Raw genomic sequence first — 16,755 nt, forward strand, 5'->3', positions numbered from 1 at the left:
TATAATATATTTATTACATATTAGTATGCAATATATTTAAAACTTTACGCAGCTCCTTTACAGAAATTTGTCCTGGAGCAGATGCCTTTTTAGCTGAACCAAAAGTAATTGCGGATCCAAATAATTCTCCAGATAATCTACTAATTATCCCCTTTCCTGTCATTGACATTGTTATAATTGGACCTTTTATATACTTTTCTTTTGCAATACGCGTTGCATCTAATAATGTAATTACATCTTCAGCTGAATTAGGCATAACTGCAATTTTAGGAATATCTGCTCCTAATTCAACAGCCTTACAAAGACGCTTTACTATTTCATCTTTTTCTGGTGTCTTCTCAAAATCATGATTAGAGATAATTACAAGCAGCTTATTTTTATGAACTGAATCAATTAATTCTCTTATCTTATTATGATCTTTAAATAATTCAAGATCTATAATATCAACAAGTTTTGTCTCAGATACCCTTTTATTTAATTCAAAATATAGCTCTTCATCAATTTCTCTTGCCCCGCCTTCATCAAAACTACGGAAAGTAAATAAAATAACTCTCTTTGGAATAATTTCCCTAATTTTCTCTAAAACCTCTATATCCTTACTTATATCAGTTGCATTTTCAAAAAAATCTGCTCTCCATTCTGCAATATCAAAATCTATTTTTTTTAGTTCTTTAACTTCTTCTATAATTTCAGTAATATTTCTTCCTACAATAGGTACAGCAATTTTGGGCATTCCTTCACCAATTATTATATCTTTAACCCTTACTACTTTCATCATATCTTTTTTCTTCCCTTCCATCAGCATAATGAGCAAACCTTCCTGAAGTTCGTTTATTAACAGGATCTTCTCTATCATAAGGCCAGCCGCCAAATTGGGTTTCTTGATAATCTGCAAAGGCTTGGTATATTTCCTCCTTGGTATTCATAACAAAAGGTCCATATTGTACTACAGGCTCCTTTATTGGCTCTCCTTCTAAAACTATAAAATAATCCTCTTTTTCTCCATTAACTATTGAAATTTCTTCATTTCCAGCTAGCTTTATACGAGTTGATGCTTCGATAGCATTCCCTTCAATAATAAGCTTGCCTTCTCCTTGATAAAAATACAAGTTTCTTATTAATGTTTCTGAAACAGCTGGCAATGTCATAGATACTTCTGATTCCATTTTTATCAAATATATTCCTACATTATTATTTTTATCTGCTGCCCATGAATTTTTATTTGGCTCTAAACTTTCTCTTCCTTCTAATTTGCCAGTAATTAGCCTGATATTGGTTTTTCTCCCCTTTTCATTTCTAATATCTATTACCGGAATATCTTCAGCCCATAACATCTTATAATCAGCTTCTACAAATTTATTTTTTGATGGGAGATTAATCCATATTTGAAACAACTCTACCGGATTCTCTTTATTTTCGTTAACAAGAGGAAACATTTCTGTATGCTGACATCCTGATCCTGTTGTTAACCATTGTACATCACCATTACCATAACGTCCATAAGATCCTTTTGAATCAAAATGATCTACATATCCATCAAGAACTATAGTTATAGTTTCGAATCCTCTGTGAGGATGTACAGGAAATCCTGGAACTAACTTACCATGATACATACTAAACCCGTCTTTTCCTGAAAAATCATTACCAATTTCCCTTCCTATTAATAATTCACTATCTATTCCTTGATACTCATTTCCTTTTGGATATAAATCTTTATGATGGGCACAAAATATAAAAGGACTGCTTAGGCAGCCCTCCATATTATATTAAAACCTCTATATAGTCTATTATTAGCCCTATTTATTCTCTTTAATATCCCCTTATATTTATCCTATTGCTTCTCTTTAATTTTTTTATGCTAAATCAGCTTGTACCCCTTCATTAACTTCATTAATTTCTTCATTAACCGTAACTTCTTCTTTATTGCCAATTGATAAAATAAGATTTAAAACTATTCCCACAACAGCAGCTGTTGCTAAAGCTGGAAGTTGTATTCCGAACATTGGTATCATTCCACCTTCAAAGGCATAGTTTCCACCTAGTCCTACAATTAATATTACTGCTATAACAGCTAAGTTCTTAGAGCTAAACATATCTACTTTCTTATCCATCATGATTGTTATTCCTTGTGCTCCTATAACTCCATAAAGATATACTGAAAGCCCTCCAATTACTGATGTTGGTATAGAATAAATTACATTTATTAATGGTGTAAAGCATGAAATAATCATTGTTATCACTGCTGCTGCCATTAAAACTGGTACAGAGAAATTCTTTGATATCGCCATTGTACTAATATTTTCACCATAGTTTGTACCAGCTGGTCCACCAATTAAGCCTGAGATTATATCTCCCATACCATCACCAATTAAGTTTAAACCTAGTTTATCTTCAATTTCATATACCTTTTTAGAACCCTTTTTCTTAGCTAAATCATTAACATAGGTGTGTAATTGATATACATGGGCAGTTGATTCAGGTATAGTTGCTATTGCTATAGGCATTATTGCAATTAAAGCTTCCCATGATGGTTTAGGGAATGTGAATATTGGAATACTAAAAATGCTATTTGTTTCTACTGTATTAAAATTCACAAATGGTATTCCTGTTATTGATCCTATTACTAAAGCTGTTAAATATCCTGTTAGAAGTCCAAATAGAATTGGAAGCTGACTAAGTTTACCCTTTAGATAAACTGAGTATATTATAGTTGATAATAATGTTACTAAAGCTATTACCCAAGCATAACCTGCTGCCATAGCTTGATCTGCTTCAGCAACTCCTGCAGGAACTGCAGCTGCATTTCCCATAGCATTTGCTGCTAATGATAATCCTATAATAATTGCTATACTTCCTGTTACTGTTGCTGGAAGAACTCTCTCAATAAACTTCTTTCCACTTTTATTTATTATCAATCCAGCTATTATTGAAACAAAGCCAGACATTACAATTCCAAATTGAGCTATTGAAATTTTATCATTTAATGTATAACTTGCAAAAGCATCCGCACTCATTATTGAAGCTATTGCTGCTATATATGAAAAACTTGAACCATAGTATAATGGAAGTTTCTTTCCTGTAATTAATATAAATCCTAAAGTTGCAAGCCCGCTAGCAAAAATTGTTGTTGAAACATGGAAACCTGTAATTAATGCTACTAGAACTGTGGCAGGAAACATTACCACTATTTGTTGAAGTGCAAATAAGATAAGTTCAAAGAATGGTGGCCTTTCATCTGGTAAATAGCCCATTAATTGATTGTTTGTTGATTTTGTTGTCATATTAATACCTCCTAAATTTTAATAATTTAAAAGGATAAAAAAAATCATAAAAAAAATCTTGCTTTTAGCAAGATTCGAAAATTAGCAGCATAAAAAAGCTAATATTATTTCCACTGCACAATATTTCAAATCTTACTGGTGTCCCGCACCACTTTAAAGATTTTATTTATCCTGCAATTAGTATTGCATATAAATTAGATTTTGTAAATATGTTTTTTAAACTTTTTTATTTATTTTTTATTCTCAATAAATAATGTTTTTATATTTATCTTAAACATAAAGCCTTTCTCCACAGCTATTAATTTTGTACACATCCCTTTTAAATAAAAAATAGCTTTGATAAGCAAAATCACCTTATCAAAGCTATCCTGCATTTATATTATGCTAATAAAAAGTATCCAACAACTAATAATCCTAATATAATACGGTACCAGCCAAAAGCTTTAAAATCGTTATTTTTAATATATTTCATTAAAAATCTTATTGCAATTATAGAAACCACAAAAGCAACAATCATACCTACCATTAAAATAGCTACTTCCATGCCTGTGAAATCAAATCCAAATTTAATTAGTTTAAGAGCACTTGCTCCAAACATTACCGGAATTGACAGAAAAAATGAATATTCTGCTGCAATATAACGAGAAGTTCCAAGAATAATTGCTCCAAGAATAGTTGCTCCAGAACGTGAAGTACCAGGGATTAATGATAATACTTGAAACAATCCTATTCCAAAAGCAGTAGCATAAGATAACTCCTCAAAACTATTTATTTTAGATAGTTTGTTTTTATTACGATTTTCTATAATAATAAATAAAATTCCATAAATAATAAGTGTTATAGCAACTGTTTGATAATTATATAAGTGCTCATCTAACCAATCATCAAACAATACCCCTAAAACTCCAGCTGGTAATACACCTATAATTACCTTATACCAAATCTGCATAGTAGATTTTATCTCTTTTGAAGACTTATTAGATGAAAAAGGATTTAATTTGTTAAAATACAAAAGAACTACAGCTAAAATAGCTCCTAATTGTATAACTACAAAAAACATTTCTTTAAATGCATCTGAAACATTTAACTTAATAAATTCCTCAACTAAAATCATGTGACCAGTACTGCTTATAGGAAGCCATTCAGTTATTCCTTCAACTATTCCTAAAAAAGCTGCCTTTAATAATTCAATTAATAACATTTTTCTCCTCCATATTTTATATTTTTATTACTCAAATAAATATAATAATCTATATATTTATAAGAATTATATTAATTAATATGTTATTACTTTACATTAATTTATTATATTTCTTTCTTCTATAAAACAAAATACCCTTTTATTTCTTATATAAGTTTCTATATTAATTTTATTATAAATTATATAGTTTTTATCTAATATTTTCTTAATTTTTTCTAAATTCTAAACTTGCATATAAAAAATTATTTATGTAACCTAATATTAATTATACAACTTAAACAAAATAAATTTAATTACCATAAAACCATAAGTTAACAATTAATTGACAATATAACAAATTGTAATTTGGTATATACTAAAATAAAAGAAATTTGAAGAAGGTGCTGATGCCCTTGATAATGGAATTTGGATAGATAAAACGGAAATACCATTACTGCATATAAGTGCCATAATCGAAAAATTCAATCCTCTTTGGAATTCTGATAAAGATGAAAATGAAGCTTTTAATGAAGCTGTAGAACTTGCAAGGACTATATTAAATAATGCTATTGAATATAAATTTTCTGTGCTAGATTCTAAAGAACATGTTTTAAGAGCTTATAAAAATAGAACTATTCCTGAATTATTAATTCTAGATAGATACTGTCCTTACAGCTCTTCCCTTAGGGAAATTGATGCTAAGGAAGAAGTTTTATATGTGATTTATCCAAGAGAAGATAGTTATGCCCTTCAATCTATAAGAGATGAGAATAAAATAGATAAAAAGAAGCTTCCAAAAGCCTGGGCTGGATTAAGAGGGGAAGAATTAGCGGCTGTAACTGGTATTCCTGATGCTATATTCTGCCATACAGGAAGATTTATCGCTATAACTGAAACAAGAGAAGGAATAATGAAATTAGCCAAAATAGCTATAGAAGCTCCGAAAGAAGACTAACTTAATTTTATAATTTCCAGATAGTAATTAAGGTCCATCTACTAAAAATAATTTTAAATAGATGGACCTTTAAATTCTAATTATTATAAAAAATTTCTAAAAAGGCCTTGCTTTTTCGTGCCCAGCCTTTGCTTTTCCTTGAATTTCAGGTACAGGATCCTGAGTATTTTTAGGTATATGTAATTTTTTATTGCTTTCTGTACCATGTGGTTCTTTTGGATTTGGTCTTCTCATTCCTGCCTTAGCCATAAATATCACCTCAAATTTATTTTGTGAAATAAGGCAAGTATTTATTCTAATTTATTTTATATATTTTTTTATAAAGGTATATCAATTCCTCTATGTTCAACAGGGGTGGAAAATACAATTTGAGTATCTGTATCTCCAAATCTTTGTAATACCCCAATAAATTCATCTAGTTCCATTGTTGTACGGAAGGCAACTTCTATAAGCATAGAATAAGCACCAGTTACACAGTTACATTCAATAACATTAGGACATGCTTTTATAAAAGGGTAAAATTCCGGTTTCTGTTGGGGAGTCATCTTTAAATTTATAAAGGCTTTAATATTATATCCTAACTTCAAATAATCAACTTGAGCAGTATAACCAGTAATAACTCCTTCTTCCTCTAATTTTAAAATACGTGAAGAAACGGCTGGAGTAGATAAATATACTTCTTCTGCTAAATGTTTAAGTGAATACCTTGAATTTTCTTGTAATAATTTTACTAATTTTAAATCAATCTTATCCATATTTCTTAGCATGAATATATTTATTCTGCTAAAATTCACCTCTCTCCCTATCTATTAATTATTGCAAAAATATTATATATATTAATATATTAAAGTTTATCTTTATATATTTCAAGTATTTTTGATTGAAGTAATTAAAAAAATTAAGTTTAATATAAATTTTACACCTTCTTCTTTAAATAATTAAAAAATAGCACTTTTAAAGTGCTATTTTTTAATTATTTATTTTTAATATTACCTTTTATACATCGCAAATATAAACCTAAACATAAAAGAGCAAAAATAATTCCTATAGGATAGGAGATTGATGAACTTAACTCAAATCCTTCTGGAGCCATTAAAATATAAGTCATACTTACTGCTGACATAAAGGTTGCTGGCAATGCAGCCATCCAGCCATTCTTTCCATTTTTATGAAGATAAACTCCACCAGCCCATAAAACAAGCATTGCTAAAGTTTGATTACTCCATGCAAAATATCTCCATATAATTTGTACATCAACTTGAGTTAATATTGCACCAACACCTAAAATAATTATTGCAAGAACTAATCTTTTTTTAATCTTCTTTTGATCTATTTTAAACCAATCTGCAATAACAAGTCTAGCACTTCTAAAAGCTGTATCTCCCGATGATATAGGACAAACAATTACACCTATCATAGCAAAAATTGCTCCTATTGGTCCAAGTAAACCTCTAGTAATTTCATAAACAACCGGTCCTTGTCCGCCTAATTCCTTAATTGCAGTTTGTAAACCACCAGTTGAACCATAAAAAGCAACACCTGCAGCTGCCCATATAAGTGCTATGACCCCTTCTGCTACCATTGCACCATAAAATATTTTTCTACCATCTCTCTCTGATTTCATACATCTAGCCATGATTGGAGATTGAGTAGCATGAAAACCTGAAATTGCCCCACAAGCAACAGATACAAACATCATTGGCCATATAGGAGTATTACTAGGATGAAGAGAAGTAAATGTAATCTCTGGTATTTTATATCCCTTAAAAATAATTCCTCCAATTACCCCTACAGCCATAACAATTAAACTCAAACCAAAAACAGGATAAACTTTACCAATTATCTTATCTACTGGTAAAAATGTTGCTAAAAAATAATAAACAAGTATCACTATTAGCCAAAAAGTAAAATTTAAAGCATTTGGAGTAAGCATTGCTAAAAGAGCAGCTGGACCAGTCGTAAAGGAAACTCCAACTAAAACAAGCAATACAACAGAAAATATACGCATAACCTTTTGCATAAAAGTTCCTAAATAAATACCAACTATTTCACCAACGGTAATTCCATTATGACGCATTGACATCATGCCTGATAAATAATCATGAACTCCTCCTGCAAGAATAGTACCAAAGGTAATCCATAAAAATACTGAAGGACCCCATAAAGCTCCTGCTATAGCTCCAAATATAGGACCTAATCCTGCTATATTTAGCAACTGAACAAGGAATACTCTCCAATTTGGCATTACTACATAATCTGCTCCATCTGCCATAGTAACTGCTGGGGTTTCCCTATCATCTGGTCCAAAGTTACTTTCAACAACTTTGCCATATATAAAGTAACCACCTATTAAAATAACTAAACAAAGAAAGAAAGATAACATTAAAACACACTCCTATAAATTAAAGTCTTTATACTAGATAATATTTAATTTTTTAATAAAAAATAACTAAATTGAGATTTTAATAGAACTTTCTTTAAATATACATTTATGATTTATATAATAAAAACACTCCAGGCTAATTTGGAGTGTTCTTATTCGAAATATATAGAAACCTTATTCCAATACTATCTTTCTTCACTAAAGTATAGCATACCCAATGACTTTGGCGGTGCATTCCTAGTTGATTTCCTAATTCCAATAAAGACAAGTATAACTATTGTTACAACATAAGGAATCATATCCATAAAATATATTGAAATAAAAGGGTTAGTTATTCTAAATCTTATTATATCTAAACCTCCAAATAAATAAGCTCCTATAATTGCCTTATTAGGTCTCCAAGCTGCAAAAACTACTAAAGCGACAGCAATCCATCCTCTACCTGCAGTTATATTTTCCTGCCATGCTGGAACATATACTAAAGAAAGATAAGCTCCACCAAGTCCACATAAGGCTCCACCAAGCAAGATATGAATATATTTATATAACTCTATATTAATGCTTGCTGAAGCTGCAGCAGATGGATTCTCCCCTACTGCAGTTAAATTTAATCCTAGATTTGTGTTATATAAATAAATAGTTAGTATAATAGTACAAAGATATCCCATATATATGAATAAATCCTGGCTGAATAAAGCCTTACCTAATATAGGAATATCCGATAATATAGGTATTTCTATAGGTCTAAAAAAATTCTTTATACTATCAGGAGTTACTTGACCAACTACTGACTTACCTACAAAACTTGAAAATCCACTTCCAAAAATAGTTAGAGTAAGACCAGTAACATTTTGATTAGCTTTTAAGCTCACTGTTAAAAAAGCATATATAAAAGCACCTAAAGCTCCTGCTGCCATAGCAGCTAATAAAGCCATTATTGCATTTTCTGTCTTTAAGCCTATAATAAAACCTATTACTGCCCCCATTAACATCATTCCCTCTACACCTAGGTTTAAATTACCAGCCTTTTCTGTTATTATTTCACCTAAAGTTGCAAATAAAAGAGGTGTTCCAGCTACAACTGCTGCTACTAAAAAATTTGTTATCCATTCCATTTATGCCACCTCCTCAACAAGTGATTTCTCTTGCTTATTATTATAACTATTTCTAATTACAACTCTATAATTTATAAATATCTCACTACCAAGCACAAAAAATAATATCATAGCTTGTATAATAAAAGCGACTGAATCAGGAACACTATAAACAGTTTGAATATAAGATCCTCCTTGTACAAGAGCAGCAAACAGAAAAGAAATTAATCCTATCATATATGGATTATGTTTTGCTAGACAGGCAATTATTATTGCAGTGTATCCTACACCTCCAGATACTTCAACCGACAAGGTTCCACTAACACCAGCTGCCTGTATTACTCCAGCAATTCCACAAATCACTCCACTTATAATAATTGTTTGAAGCATAGTCCTTTTTATCTTTATTCCTGCATACTTGGCAGTATTTTCTCCCTTTCCTATGACTAAAATTTCAAAACCTTTTTTGCTTTTATTTAAAAATATATAAACCATAATTGAAAGAATAATAGCAATAAGCCATCCTATGTTGATATTAAAAAGCTTTGGTAAAAGAGCATTTTCTCCGAAGTTAGCTATTTTAGGAAAGCCAAGGGCACTTTTATCTCTCCAAGGACCATACTGTAAGTAAGCAACAAATTTTAAAGCAATATAATTCATCATTAGAGTAGTTATTGCTTCACTTACCTTCCATTTAATTCTTAAAAATCCTGGAATAACGGCCCAAATACCAGCAAAGAGCATTCCACTAAAAAACATCATTAGAAGCATAAATGGCTGTGAAAAATTAGGAAGTTTTAATGCTATGAGAGCTGCTCCAAAAGCTCCCATTATAATCTGTCCTTCTCCCCCAATGTTAGAATAATTCATTTTGAAAGCAACAGCTATTCCCAATCCAGTTATAGCTAGTGGAATTGCCTCTATAACAGTCTGTCTAAAACTTATTTTATTTCCAAGAGCCCCCCTTATCATTTCACCATATACTTCTATTGGGTTAAGTTTTAAAGCCAGTAAAAATACACTTGAAGCAGCCAAAGATAAAACTACAGCAATAATTGATGTAATTACCTGTTGCTTCTTACATATTTCTCCTCGCTTAACAAACCTCATTGACATATTCTTCACCTATATCCTTCCTACCCATCATCATTAATCCTATACTTTCTCTTGTTGTATTTTCTGCTTCAATAATTCCAGTTACTTCTCCAGAATACATAACCATAATCCTATCGCTTATTGCCATTAATACATCTAAATCTTCTCCAATAAATAAGATTGCACTTCCCTTCTGCTTTTCCCTTATAATAATGTCATATATTGCATAACAAGTGGTTATATCTAATCCCCTAACTGGATAAGCCATAACTATTAATTTAGGATTAGAATTTAATTCCCTGCCTAGTAATATTTTTTGTATATTTCCACCTGACATATATCTTATTGGATAGTCTATTCCTGGAGTTTTAACCTCAAATTCTTTTATTATATAGTTTGCTTCATTATAAGAAGACTTTCTATTTAAAAATACTCCCTTTTCCTTCTTGTAATTTTTAAGAAGTAAATTATCAGTTATTCCCATATCACCAATTAAGCCCATACCTAATCTATCTTCAGGGATATAACTTAACCTAATGTCTTCTTCGAAATATTTTGTTGAATCTATATTAGTTATATCTTTATTTTCAAAAAATATATTACCATCTTCTATAGGAATAATTCCTGCTATGGCCTCACATAATTCCTTCTGTCCACTTCCTGTAATTCCTGCTACTCCAAGAACTTCCCCTGCTCTAATACTAAAGGAAATTCCCTTGACTGCCTCTAATCCCTCACTGCCTTTTACTTTTAAATTTTTCACTCTTAATATTTCTTTTCCTAATTTTGATTTTACTGAATTAATTGAAAGATTAACTTTTCTGCCTACCATTAATTCTGTTAAAATCTGTGGATTAGCCTTATCTTTATTTATTGTTGCTACAGTTTCTCCCTTTCTTAAGATAGTAATTCTATCAGCAACCTTCATAACTTCATCTAACTTATGAGTTATAAAGATAATTGCACATCCATCTTCTTTCATTTTTTTCATAACAGAAAACAGTCTTTCTGTCTCTTGAGGTGTAAATACTGCTGTAGGCTCATCAAGTACTAATACTCTTGCTCCTCTATATATAACCTTTAATATTTCAAGATTTTCCTTTTCTCCAACTGACATATTACAAACTAATTTATTTCAATCCACATCAAAACCGTATTTATCAATTATTCCTCTAATTTCTTTTTCCTTTTCTTTAGTCTTTGAAAAAATTCCCTTACTATTTCCTAATAAAATATTTTGAAGAGCCGTCATTGATTCTACCAATTTAAAATGCTGATATACCATTCCTATGCCATGTTTTATTGAATCTCTAGGAGAATTAAAATTAACCCTTTTACCATCCACAAAAATAGAGCCATTATCAGGAGTATAAACTCCTGATAGAATACTCATTAATGTACTTTTTCCTGCACCATTTTCTCCTAGAAGGCAATGAATTTCTCCTGGTTTTACTTCAAAATTTACATTTTTATTGGCAACAACTTTTCCAAAAATCTTAGTAATATTTTTGATTTTAATTCCCTTAGTATTCATTTTTCCCCCTAATACTATTGTTCAATTACGCCTTCTACGCCTTCAATTAGATAATCAATTTGAAGCATTTCTTCATCTATTAATACTTGCCCTTCTTTTACCCTAATTGATCCACTTTGGTCCTTTATTGGTCCTGCAAATATGTTTAATTCTCCTGCTTCTATCTTAGCCTTAGCTTCATCAATTAAAGCTTTAGCTTCATCTGGTACATTTGCATTAAGCTCGTCTAGTTGTACAACGCCATCTTTTAATCCGCCTAAATAATTTTCAGCTTTCCAAGTACCTTCTTTTATCTGTCTAACTGCCTCAACATAATAAGCTCCCCAATTCCAAACTGCTCCTGTCATATATGCATTTGGTGCATATTCCTTCATGCTAAGGTTATATCCAATTGAATATATGCCAGCTTCTTCTGCTGCTTGTTGTGTTGCTGCTGAATTTTGATGTTGTGCTAATACATCTACGCCTTCGTCTATTAATGCTTTTGCAGCTTCTTTTTCCTTAGCTGGATCATACCAAGTATTTGTCCAAGTAACTTTAACAACTGCATCAGGGTTTACAGATTTAACACCTAAAGCAAAGGCATCAACTGCTCTAATAACTTCCGGAATTGGAAAAGCCCCAACAAATCCAATTTTATTTGTTTTGGTCTTAAGGCCTGCTGCTATACCTGCTAAATATCTTGGCTCCTCCATTTTTCCAAAGTAATTAACAAAATTACTTCCATTTGATTTGTAACCTGAACAATGTAAAAACTTAACTTCTGGATAATCTTTTGCTGCTTCTTCTGTAGCATCCATAAATCCAAAACTTGTTGTGAATATTACATTAGCACCTTGCTGAATTAAATTATCAATAGCTGCCCTAACTTCTGCTTTATCTTCTTTCACATTTTCCTTATAAATAGTTTCAACTCCTAGTTCCTTTTCAACTGCTTGTCTACCTAAATCATGAGCATATACATATCCTTGATCAGTTATAGGTCCTACATAAACAAAACCTACTTTTAAATCTTCTGAATTAACTTCTGTTCCTGTTGTGCCCCCAGTTTGTTTTTCATTGCTTGCACCTGCGCATCCTGTTAATAAAAGTGCTGCTGTTAGTAGTGATGACAATAATACTGTTAATTTTTTATTCATAGTGCCTCCCCCAGTTTTTTTATATAAATTTTTAGTAATTTTCTTTGCATAAATAATATAACACAAAACTTTAAAAAAGTCGAATATTATTTTTATTTTTTATTATTTCAATCGTAATAATACGAATATTATTCTTAAATGTTTTATTATTATAAAGTTTTAATTACTTCCAGCTTATATTGTAGTAGTCCATTAATAATTATGGTACTTATAAGTTAGATACTTACTAAAATAAAAAACTAGCTCAGATTTATCTAAATATAATTCCAATCTTGCATTTTTATAATTTTATTTACTAGAACCTAACTATTTCTTTATAGAATAATATTAAAAATTTAGCCAAAAATAAATTTAAGTATAAAAGATAAGGGGTTATCTAATATGCACTACATTATTTTTGATTTAGAATTTAATCAAGATTTTTCTAATTTAAAACACTCAAATTCAGAAGAAAAAAAATCTAAATATCCCTTTGAAATTATTCAAATTGGCGCAGTAAAATTAGATGCTGATTTTAACAATAAAGGAAACTTTAATCGTTATGTTAAACCAACAATTTATTCAAAAATAAACCCCTTTATAGAAGAATTAACAGGTATTAAATTTGAACAGCTTATTTCAGAAAAAGCTTTTCCAGAAGTTTTTAAAGACTTTATAAATTTCATAAATGATAAAGATGCTGTATTTTGTATCTGGGGTATGTCTGATATTCAAGAGCTATTCAAAAATACCTTTTATCATAAATTAAATTCTGACCTTTTACCTAGAAAATATATAAATATTCAGCCCTATGTTTCCAAACATTTTGGACTTTCTATTCAAAAACTCTTTAATCTTCAAAATGCTGTAGAGGAACTAAGTCTTCCAATAACTTTTGAATTTCATAATGCTCTTTATGATGCCCACTATACAGCTGAAGTATTTAAAAAAATATATAGTTCTTCGATTAAACCGCAAATATATGACCCATATCAGGTAAAAGCAAAAACAAGAAAGCCTAAGGTTCAGGTAGACTATTACAAGCTAATTCAACAATTTGAAAAAATGTACTGCCGCGAAATGACTAAAGAAGAAAAAGATATTATAAAGTTAGCTTATAATATGGGAAGAACTCAACAATTTATAAAAATTGCAAAAGAGAAAAAGAAGAAATAAGATAAAAGAAAAATAATTCAAAATTAAAATTGACAATTGATAAATATTATCAATTGTCAATTATTGTTTAAAAACACATTTAAATACTCTCTCTATAAATCAAAATTAATAAGTTAAATTAACTCACAAGTTTATAATATACCCTGGCAGTAAGAGAATATACAATTCCATAAAATACTGCAAAGACTAAAATTGTTCCAACAGTACATAAGGCGAATAATGTAACATTAGTTAAATTTAAAACTGAAAGCAATTTTGTTATAACTTTAAATGCAAAAGCAATATGAATAATTGCCATTAATAAAGGTAGGAAAAATACCATAAGAACCTGGCTTTTAATTGACTTTTTAACTTCCTCCTTACTTAATCCAACCTTCTGCATTATTTCAAAACGCTGCTTATCATCATAGCCCTCTGAAACCTGCTTATAATACATAATAAGTACAGTGGCCATAATGAATAAGAAACCTAAAAATAAACCAAGGAAGAATAGCCCTCCATATAAGGAAAAAAAGGCTCCTCTAGATTCCTCTAGTCCTTCTGCATAACCTGAAAGTGAAGCTTCTGAAATCATATTGGATAAAACATTAATTAAATTAATTTGATTTTCAGCATCTCCTTCTGTATTAAAGGCGTAAAAATAAGAAAGGTTTTCAAATTTTTCTCCATATATATCTACATTAAAAAGTAACTTTTCAATAGTTTCTACGTCTTTTACGACTATATAATAACTTTTGGCCGCTATTGCTGATAAAATACCTTCTGAATTAAAATCCTTTAATTGCTCTTTTACTTTAAATTCATTACCTAAAATATTTACGGTATCTTCTTTTATTTCTCCTCTAAAAGCATATAAAAGTACCTCATTATCTTCTAAATTTATAGACTTATTCTCCTGACTATTATAAGATTCTAAGGGCATTATGTTTAGTAAACTTATATCAGAATAATTTCCTATATCTCTATTGGCCAAAGAAAAACTATTATTTTTTTGAAACATAGGAACTTCTATAGATCTATATTTAATTATATCCTTAATAGAAATATTATGTTTTTCTGCTTCTTTTATTATGATATTATCTAATTTTTCTTCCATCTCATCAGATACATTATCTACCCTTACAGCAATATCACGAGGATACCTATTTCTAAGAACATCTTCCATTCCAATATATAAGGATACTGTAGTAGAAAGCATAACAAGAACACAGGTTGAAAGAATACATATATTAGATAAACCTACTGCATTTTGTTTCATACGATAAATCATACCTGATACATTTATAAAATTATTAGTTTTATAATAAAATTTCTTATTTTTTCTTAATATTTTTAACAATGCAATACTAGCAGCTGTAAATAAACTATAAGTTCCTATAATAACAAGTATAACTGCAACAAAGAACAAATATATTGCTGCAAGAGGTGATTCTGTAGTAAGAGCAATATAATATCCTGCTGAAAGAGAAATTACACCTATAATTGTCATAATCCATTTTGTCTTAGGTTCTTTTTCTCCAACCTGTCCTCCCCTTAATAGCTCAACAGGTTTAGATAAATGAATTTGCCCTAAATTATTTAGAAGAGTTAAAATAAATATTGCTCCAAATAGTATTACTGTAATGGCTATTGATTCTTTAGAAATAAAGAAACCTAATGGCACCTCAAAAGTTAGAATCTTTAAAAGCACTAAGAACATTAATTTGCTTATTAATATTCCACTTAATAATCCAATTACTATAGTTGAAATCCCTACAAAAAATGTTTCCCAAATCATTACTCTAGCAATATGTCTTTTCTCCATGCCTAATATATTATATAATCCAATTTCATTCTTACGGCGTTTTATTAAAAAACTATTAGTGTAAAAAAGAAAAATTATAGAAAATAGACCAATTACATAATTCCCAAGGCCTAATATAATTTTTAATGAATCTCCTCCAGACATATTATTTAATCCATCATTTATAGATATAAAATGCATTGTATAAAACATCATAATTGTACTAATGGCTGCAACCATATATGGAAAATAAGTCTTTCCATTCTTTTTTATATTTATTAAAGCCAGTTTTGCATAAAAAATCTTACTCATTTCTAGCACCACCTGTTGCAATTATAGTTAAAGTGTCAGAAATTTTTTGATACATTTCCTCATCAGACATAGAAACCTTATAAAGTTGGTGAAATACCTCACCATCTTTAATAAAAAGTACACGTTTTGCATGGCTTGCTGCCTTTGTGCTATGAGTAACCATGATTATTGTTTGCCCTTCATTATTTATTTCTTTAAATAAGCGAAGTAAGTCATCACTTGAACGAGAGTCTAAAGCTCCAGTAGGTTCGTCTGCAAGAATAAGCTTTGGATTTGTAATTAATGCCCTAGCAACTGCAGCTCTTTGCTTTTGTCCTCCTGAAACCTCATAAGGAAACTTATGAAGAATATCTGAAATTCCAAGTTTTTTGGCTATAGGCTTTAATCTTTTGCTCATTTCCTCATAGGATTTTCCTGATAGAACAAGGGGAAGAAAAATATTATCTTGTAATGAAAATGTATCTAATAAATTAAAATCCTGAAATACAAATCCTAAATTATCACGACGAAACTTTGATATCTCTCTTTCTTTAATTGAACTTAAACTTTTACCTTCAAGAATTACATCTCCACTAGTAGGTTTATCTAGAGCAGCAAGGATATTTAATAATGTAGTTTTGCCCGAGCCAGATTCACCCATAACAGCAACATATTCACCCTCTTCTACAGAAAAGGAAACATCAGATAAAGCTTTAACTTGATTTCCTCCAAATCGTGTAGTATATATCTTTTTTAAATTTTTTACTTCTAGCATAATAATAAACAACCTCCATTTCTTATCATGTTCAAATTATAGCAATAAAGGGAAATGCCCAGCCATAAGTTTAGCTTACATTTCCCCTTT

13 protein-coding genes and 2 pseudogenes are annotated in these 16,755 nt (G+C 29.9%); 2 read left to right on the plus strand and 13 right to left on the minus strand.

Annotation, left to right across the window (positions count from 1 at the left end; genetic code table 11):
• Window positions 1-13 precede the first annotated feature (13 nt).
• The 4 genes from aroD to KQI16_RS06650 all read right to left on the minus strand — a co-directional run bounded on the left by aroD (window position 14) and on the right by KQI16_RS06650 (window position 4,482).
• Window positions 14-778, minus strand: coding sequence for a type I 3-dehydroquinate dehydratase (aroD, locus tag KQI16_RS06635; RefSeq protein ID WP_216433032.1), 765 nt, complete (start codon window positions 776-778; stop codon window positions 14-16).
• Window positions 756-1,760, minus strand: coding sequence for a pirin family protein (locus KQI16_RS06640; RefSeq protein ID WP_216432950.1), 1,005 nt, complete (start codon window positions 1,758-1,760; stop codon window positions 756-758). Before KQI16_RS06640 ends, aroD begins: the two co-directional genes overlap by 23 nt.
• A gap of 93 nt (window positions 1,761-1,853) precedes the next feature.
• A complete protein-coding gene (locus KQI16_RS06645; protein ID WP_216432951.1) occupies window positions 1,854-3,281 on the minus strand; it encodes a uracil-xanthine permease family protein in 1,428 nt (475 codons plus the stop codon).
• Between the two features lie 379 nt (window positions 3,282-3,660).
• Window positions 3,661-4,482, minus strand: a complete 822-nt coding sequence (locus KQI16_RS06650; RefSeq protein WP_216432953.1) for an undecaprenyl-diphosphate phosphatase — start codon at window positions 4,480-4,482, stop codon at window positions 3,661-3,663.
• 379 nt (window positions 4,483-4,861) lie between these two features.
• Between KQI16_RS06650 and KQI16_RS06655 the strand changes: the two are divergent.
• Window positions 4,862-5,416: pseudogene (locus KQI16_RS06655) on the plus strand (MYG1 family protein); the annotation flags it as partial.
• 96 nt (window positions 5,417-5,512) lie between these two features.
• On the opposite strand, the gene KQI16_RS06660 reads toward KQI16_RS06655, so the two are convergent.
• The 7 genes and pseudogenes from KQI16_RS06660 to KQI16_RS06690 form a co-directional block, all read right to left on the minus strand.
• On the minus strand, window positions 5,513-5,665 hold the full coding sequence (locus tag KQI16_RS06660; protein WP_216432956.1) for a hypothetical protein: 153 nt from the start codon (window positions 5,663-5,665) through the stop codon (window positions 5,513-5,515).
• Window positions 5,666-5,733: 68 nt separating this feature from the next.
• A complete protein-coding gene (locus KQI16_RS06665; protein ID WP_216433036.1) occupies window positions 5,734-6,171 on the minus strand; it encodes an Lrp/AsnC family transcriptional regulator in 438 nt (145 codons plus the stop codon).
• Between the two features lie 218 nt (window positions 6,172-6,389).
• On the minus strand, window positions 6,390-7,799 hold the full coding sequence (locus tag KQI16_RS06670; RefSeq protein ID WP_216432957.1) for a carbon starvation CstA family protein: 1,410 nt from the start codon (window positions 7,797-7,799) through the stop codon (window positions 6,390-6,392).
• Window positions 7,800-7,984: 185 nt separating this feature from the next.
• Window positions 7,985-8,914, minus strand: coding sequence for an ABC transporter permease (locus KQI16_RS06675; protein WP_216432959.1), 930 nt, complete (start codon window positions 8,912-8,914; stop codon window positions 7,985-7,987).
• The gene (locus tag KQI16_RS06680; RefSeq protein ID WP_216433038.1) at window positions 8,915-10,009 is read right to left on the minus strand and encodes an ABC transporter permease; all 1,095 of its coding nucleotides are present in this window, start codon (window positions 10,007-10,009) and stop codon (window positions 8,915-8,917) included.
• Window positions 9,990-11,522, minus strand: a pseudogene (locus tag KQI16_RS06685) (ABC transporter ATP-binding protein). The gene KQI16_RS06680 and the pseudogene KQI16_RS06685 overlap by 20 nt, the downstream one beginning before the upstream one ends.
• 14 nt (window positions 11,523-11,536) lie before the next feature.
• Window positions 11,537-12,661, minus strand: a complete 1,125-nt coding sequence (locus KQI16_RS06690; RefSeq protein ID WP_216432961.1) for a BMP family ABC transporter substrate-binding protein — start codon at window positions 12,659-12,661, stop codon at window positions 11,537-11,539.
• Between the two features lie 381 nt (window positions 12,662-13,042).
• Here KQI16_RS06690 and KQI16_RS06695 point away from each other — a divergent pair, with 381 nt between their 5' ends.
• Window positions 13,043-13,816, plus strand: coding sequence for a 3'-5' exonuclease (locus tag KQI16_RS06695; RefSeq protein WP_216432964.1), 774 nt, complete (start codon window positions 13,043-13,045; stop codon window positions 13,814-13,816).
• Between the two features lie 118 nt (window positions 13,817-13,934).
• Here KQI16_RS06695 and KQI16_RS06700 read toward each other — a convergent pair whose 3' ends face one another.
• The gene (locus KQI16_RS06700) at window positions 13,935-15,911 is read right to left on the minus strand and encodes an FtsX-like permease family protein (protein ID WP_216432966.1); all 1,977 of its coding nucleotides are present in this window, start codon (window positions 15,909-15,911) and stop codon (window positions 13,935-13,937) included.
• Window positions 15,904-16,671 (minus strand): ABC transporter ATP-binding protein, encoded by a 768-nt coding sequence (locus KQI16_RS06705; RefSeq protein ID WP_119866630.1) that lies wholly within the window; start codon window positions 16,669-16,671, stop codon window positions 15,904-15,906. The genes KQI16_RS06700 and KQI16_RS06705 overlap by 8 nt, the downstream gene beginning before the upstream one ends.
• Window positions 16,672-16,755: the final 84 nt, after the last annotated feature.

Source organism: Caproiciproducens sp. MSJ-32 (genome assembly GCF_018918055.1).
GTDB lineage: Bacteria > Bacillota > Clostridia > Clostridiales > Clostridiaceae > Clostridium.

What these genes read in the sequence shown, in the direction of transcription:
- aroD (WP_216433032.1), bottom strand. Translation starts at nt 778, where the DNA reads ATGATGAAAGTAGTAAGGGTTAAAGATATAATAATTGGTGAAGGAATG.
- KQI16_RS06640 (WP_216432950.1), bottom strand. Translation starts at nt 1,760, where the DNA reads ATGGAGGGCTGCCTAAGCAGTCCTTTTATATTTTGTGCCCATCATAAA.
- KQI16_RS06645 (WP_216432951.1), bottom strand. Translation starts at nt 3,281, where the DNA reads ATGACAACAAAATCAACAAACAATCAATTAATGGGCTATTTACCAGAT.
- KQI16_RS06650 (WP_216432953.1), bottom strand. Translation starts at nt 4,482, where the DNA reads ATGTTATTAATTGAATTATTAAAGGCAGCTTTTTTAGGAATAGTTGAA.
- KQI16_RS06660 (WP_216432956.1), bottom strand. Translation starts at nt 5,665, where the DNA reads ATGGCTAAGGCAGGAATGAGAAGACCAAATCCAAAAGAACCACATGGT.
- KQI16_RS06665 (WP_216433036.1), bottom strand. Translation starts at nt 6,171, where the DNA reads ATGGATAAGATTGATTTAAAATTAGTAAAATTATTACAAGAAAATTCA.
- KQI16_RS06670 (WP_216432957.1), bottom strand. Translation starts at nt 7,799, where the DNA reads ATGTTATCTTTCTTTCTTTGTTTAGTTATTTTAATAGGTGGTTACTTT.
- KQI16_RS06675 (WP_216432959.1), bottom strand. Translation starts at nt 8,914, where the DNA reads ATGGAATGGATAACAAATTTTTTAGTAGCAGCAGTTGTAGCTGGAACA.
- KQI16_RS06680 (WP_216433038.1), bottom strand. Translation starts at nt 10,009, where the DNA reads ATGTCAATGAGGTTTGTTAAGCGAGGAGAAATATGTAAGAAGCAACAG.
- KQI16_RS06690 (WP_216432961.1), bottom strand. Translation starts at nt 12,661, where the DNA reads ATGAATAAAAAATTAACAGTATTATTGTCATCACTACTAACAGCAGCA.
- KQI16_RS06695 (WP_216432964.1), top strand. Translation starts at nt 13,043, where the DNA reads ATGCACTACATTATTTTTGATTTAGAATTTAATCAAGATTTTTCTAAT.
- KQI16_RS06700 (WP_216432966.1), bottom strand. Translation starts at nt 15,911, where the DNA reads ATGAGTAAGATTTTTTATGCAAAACTGGCTTTAATAAATATAAAAAAG.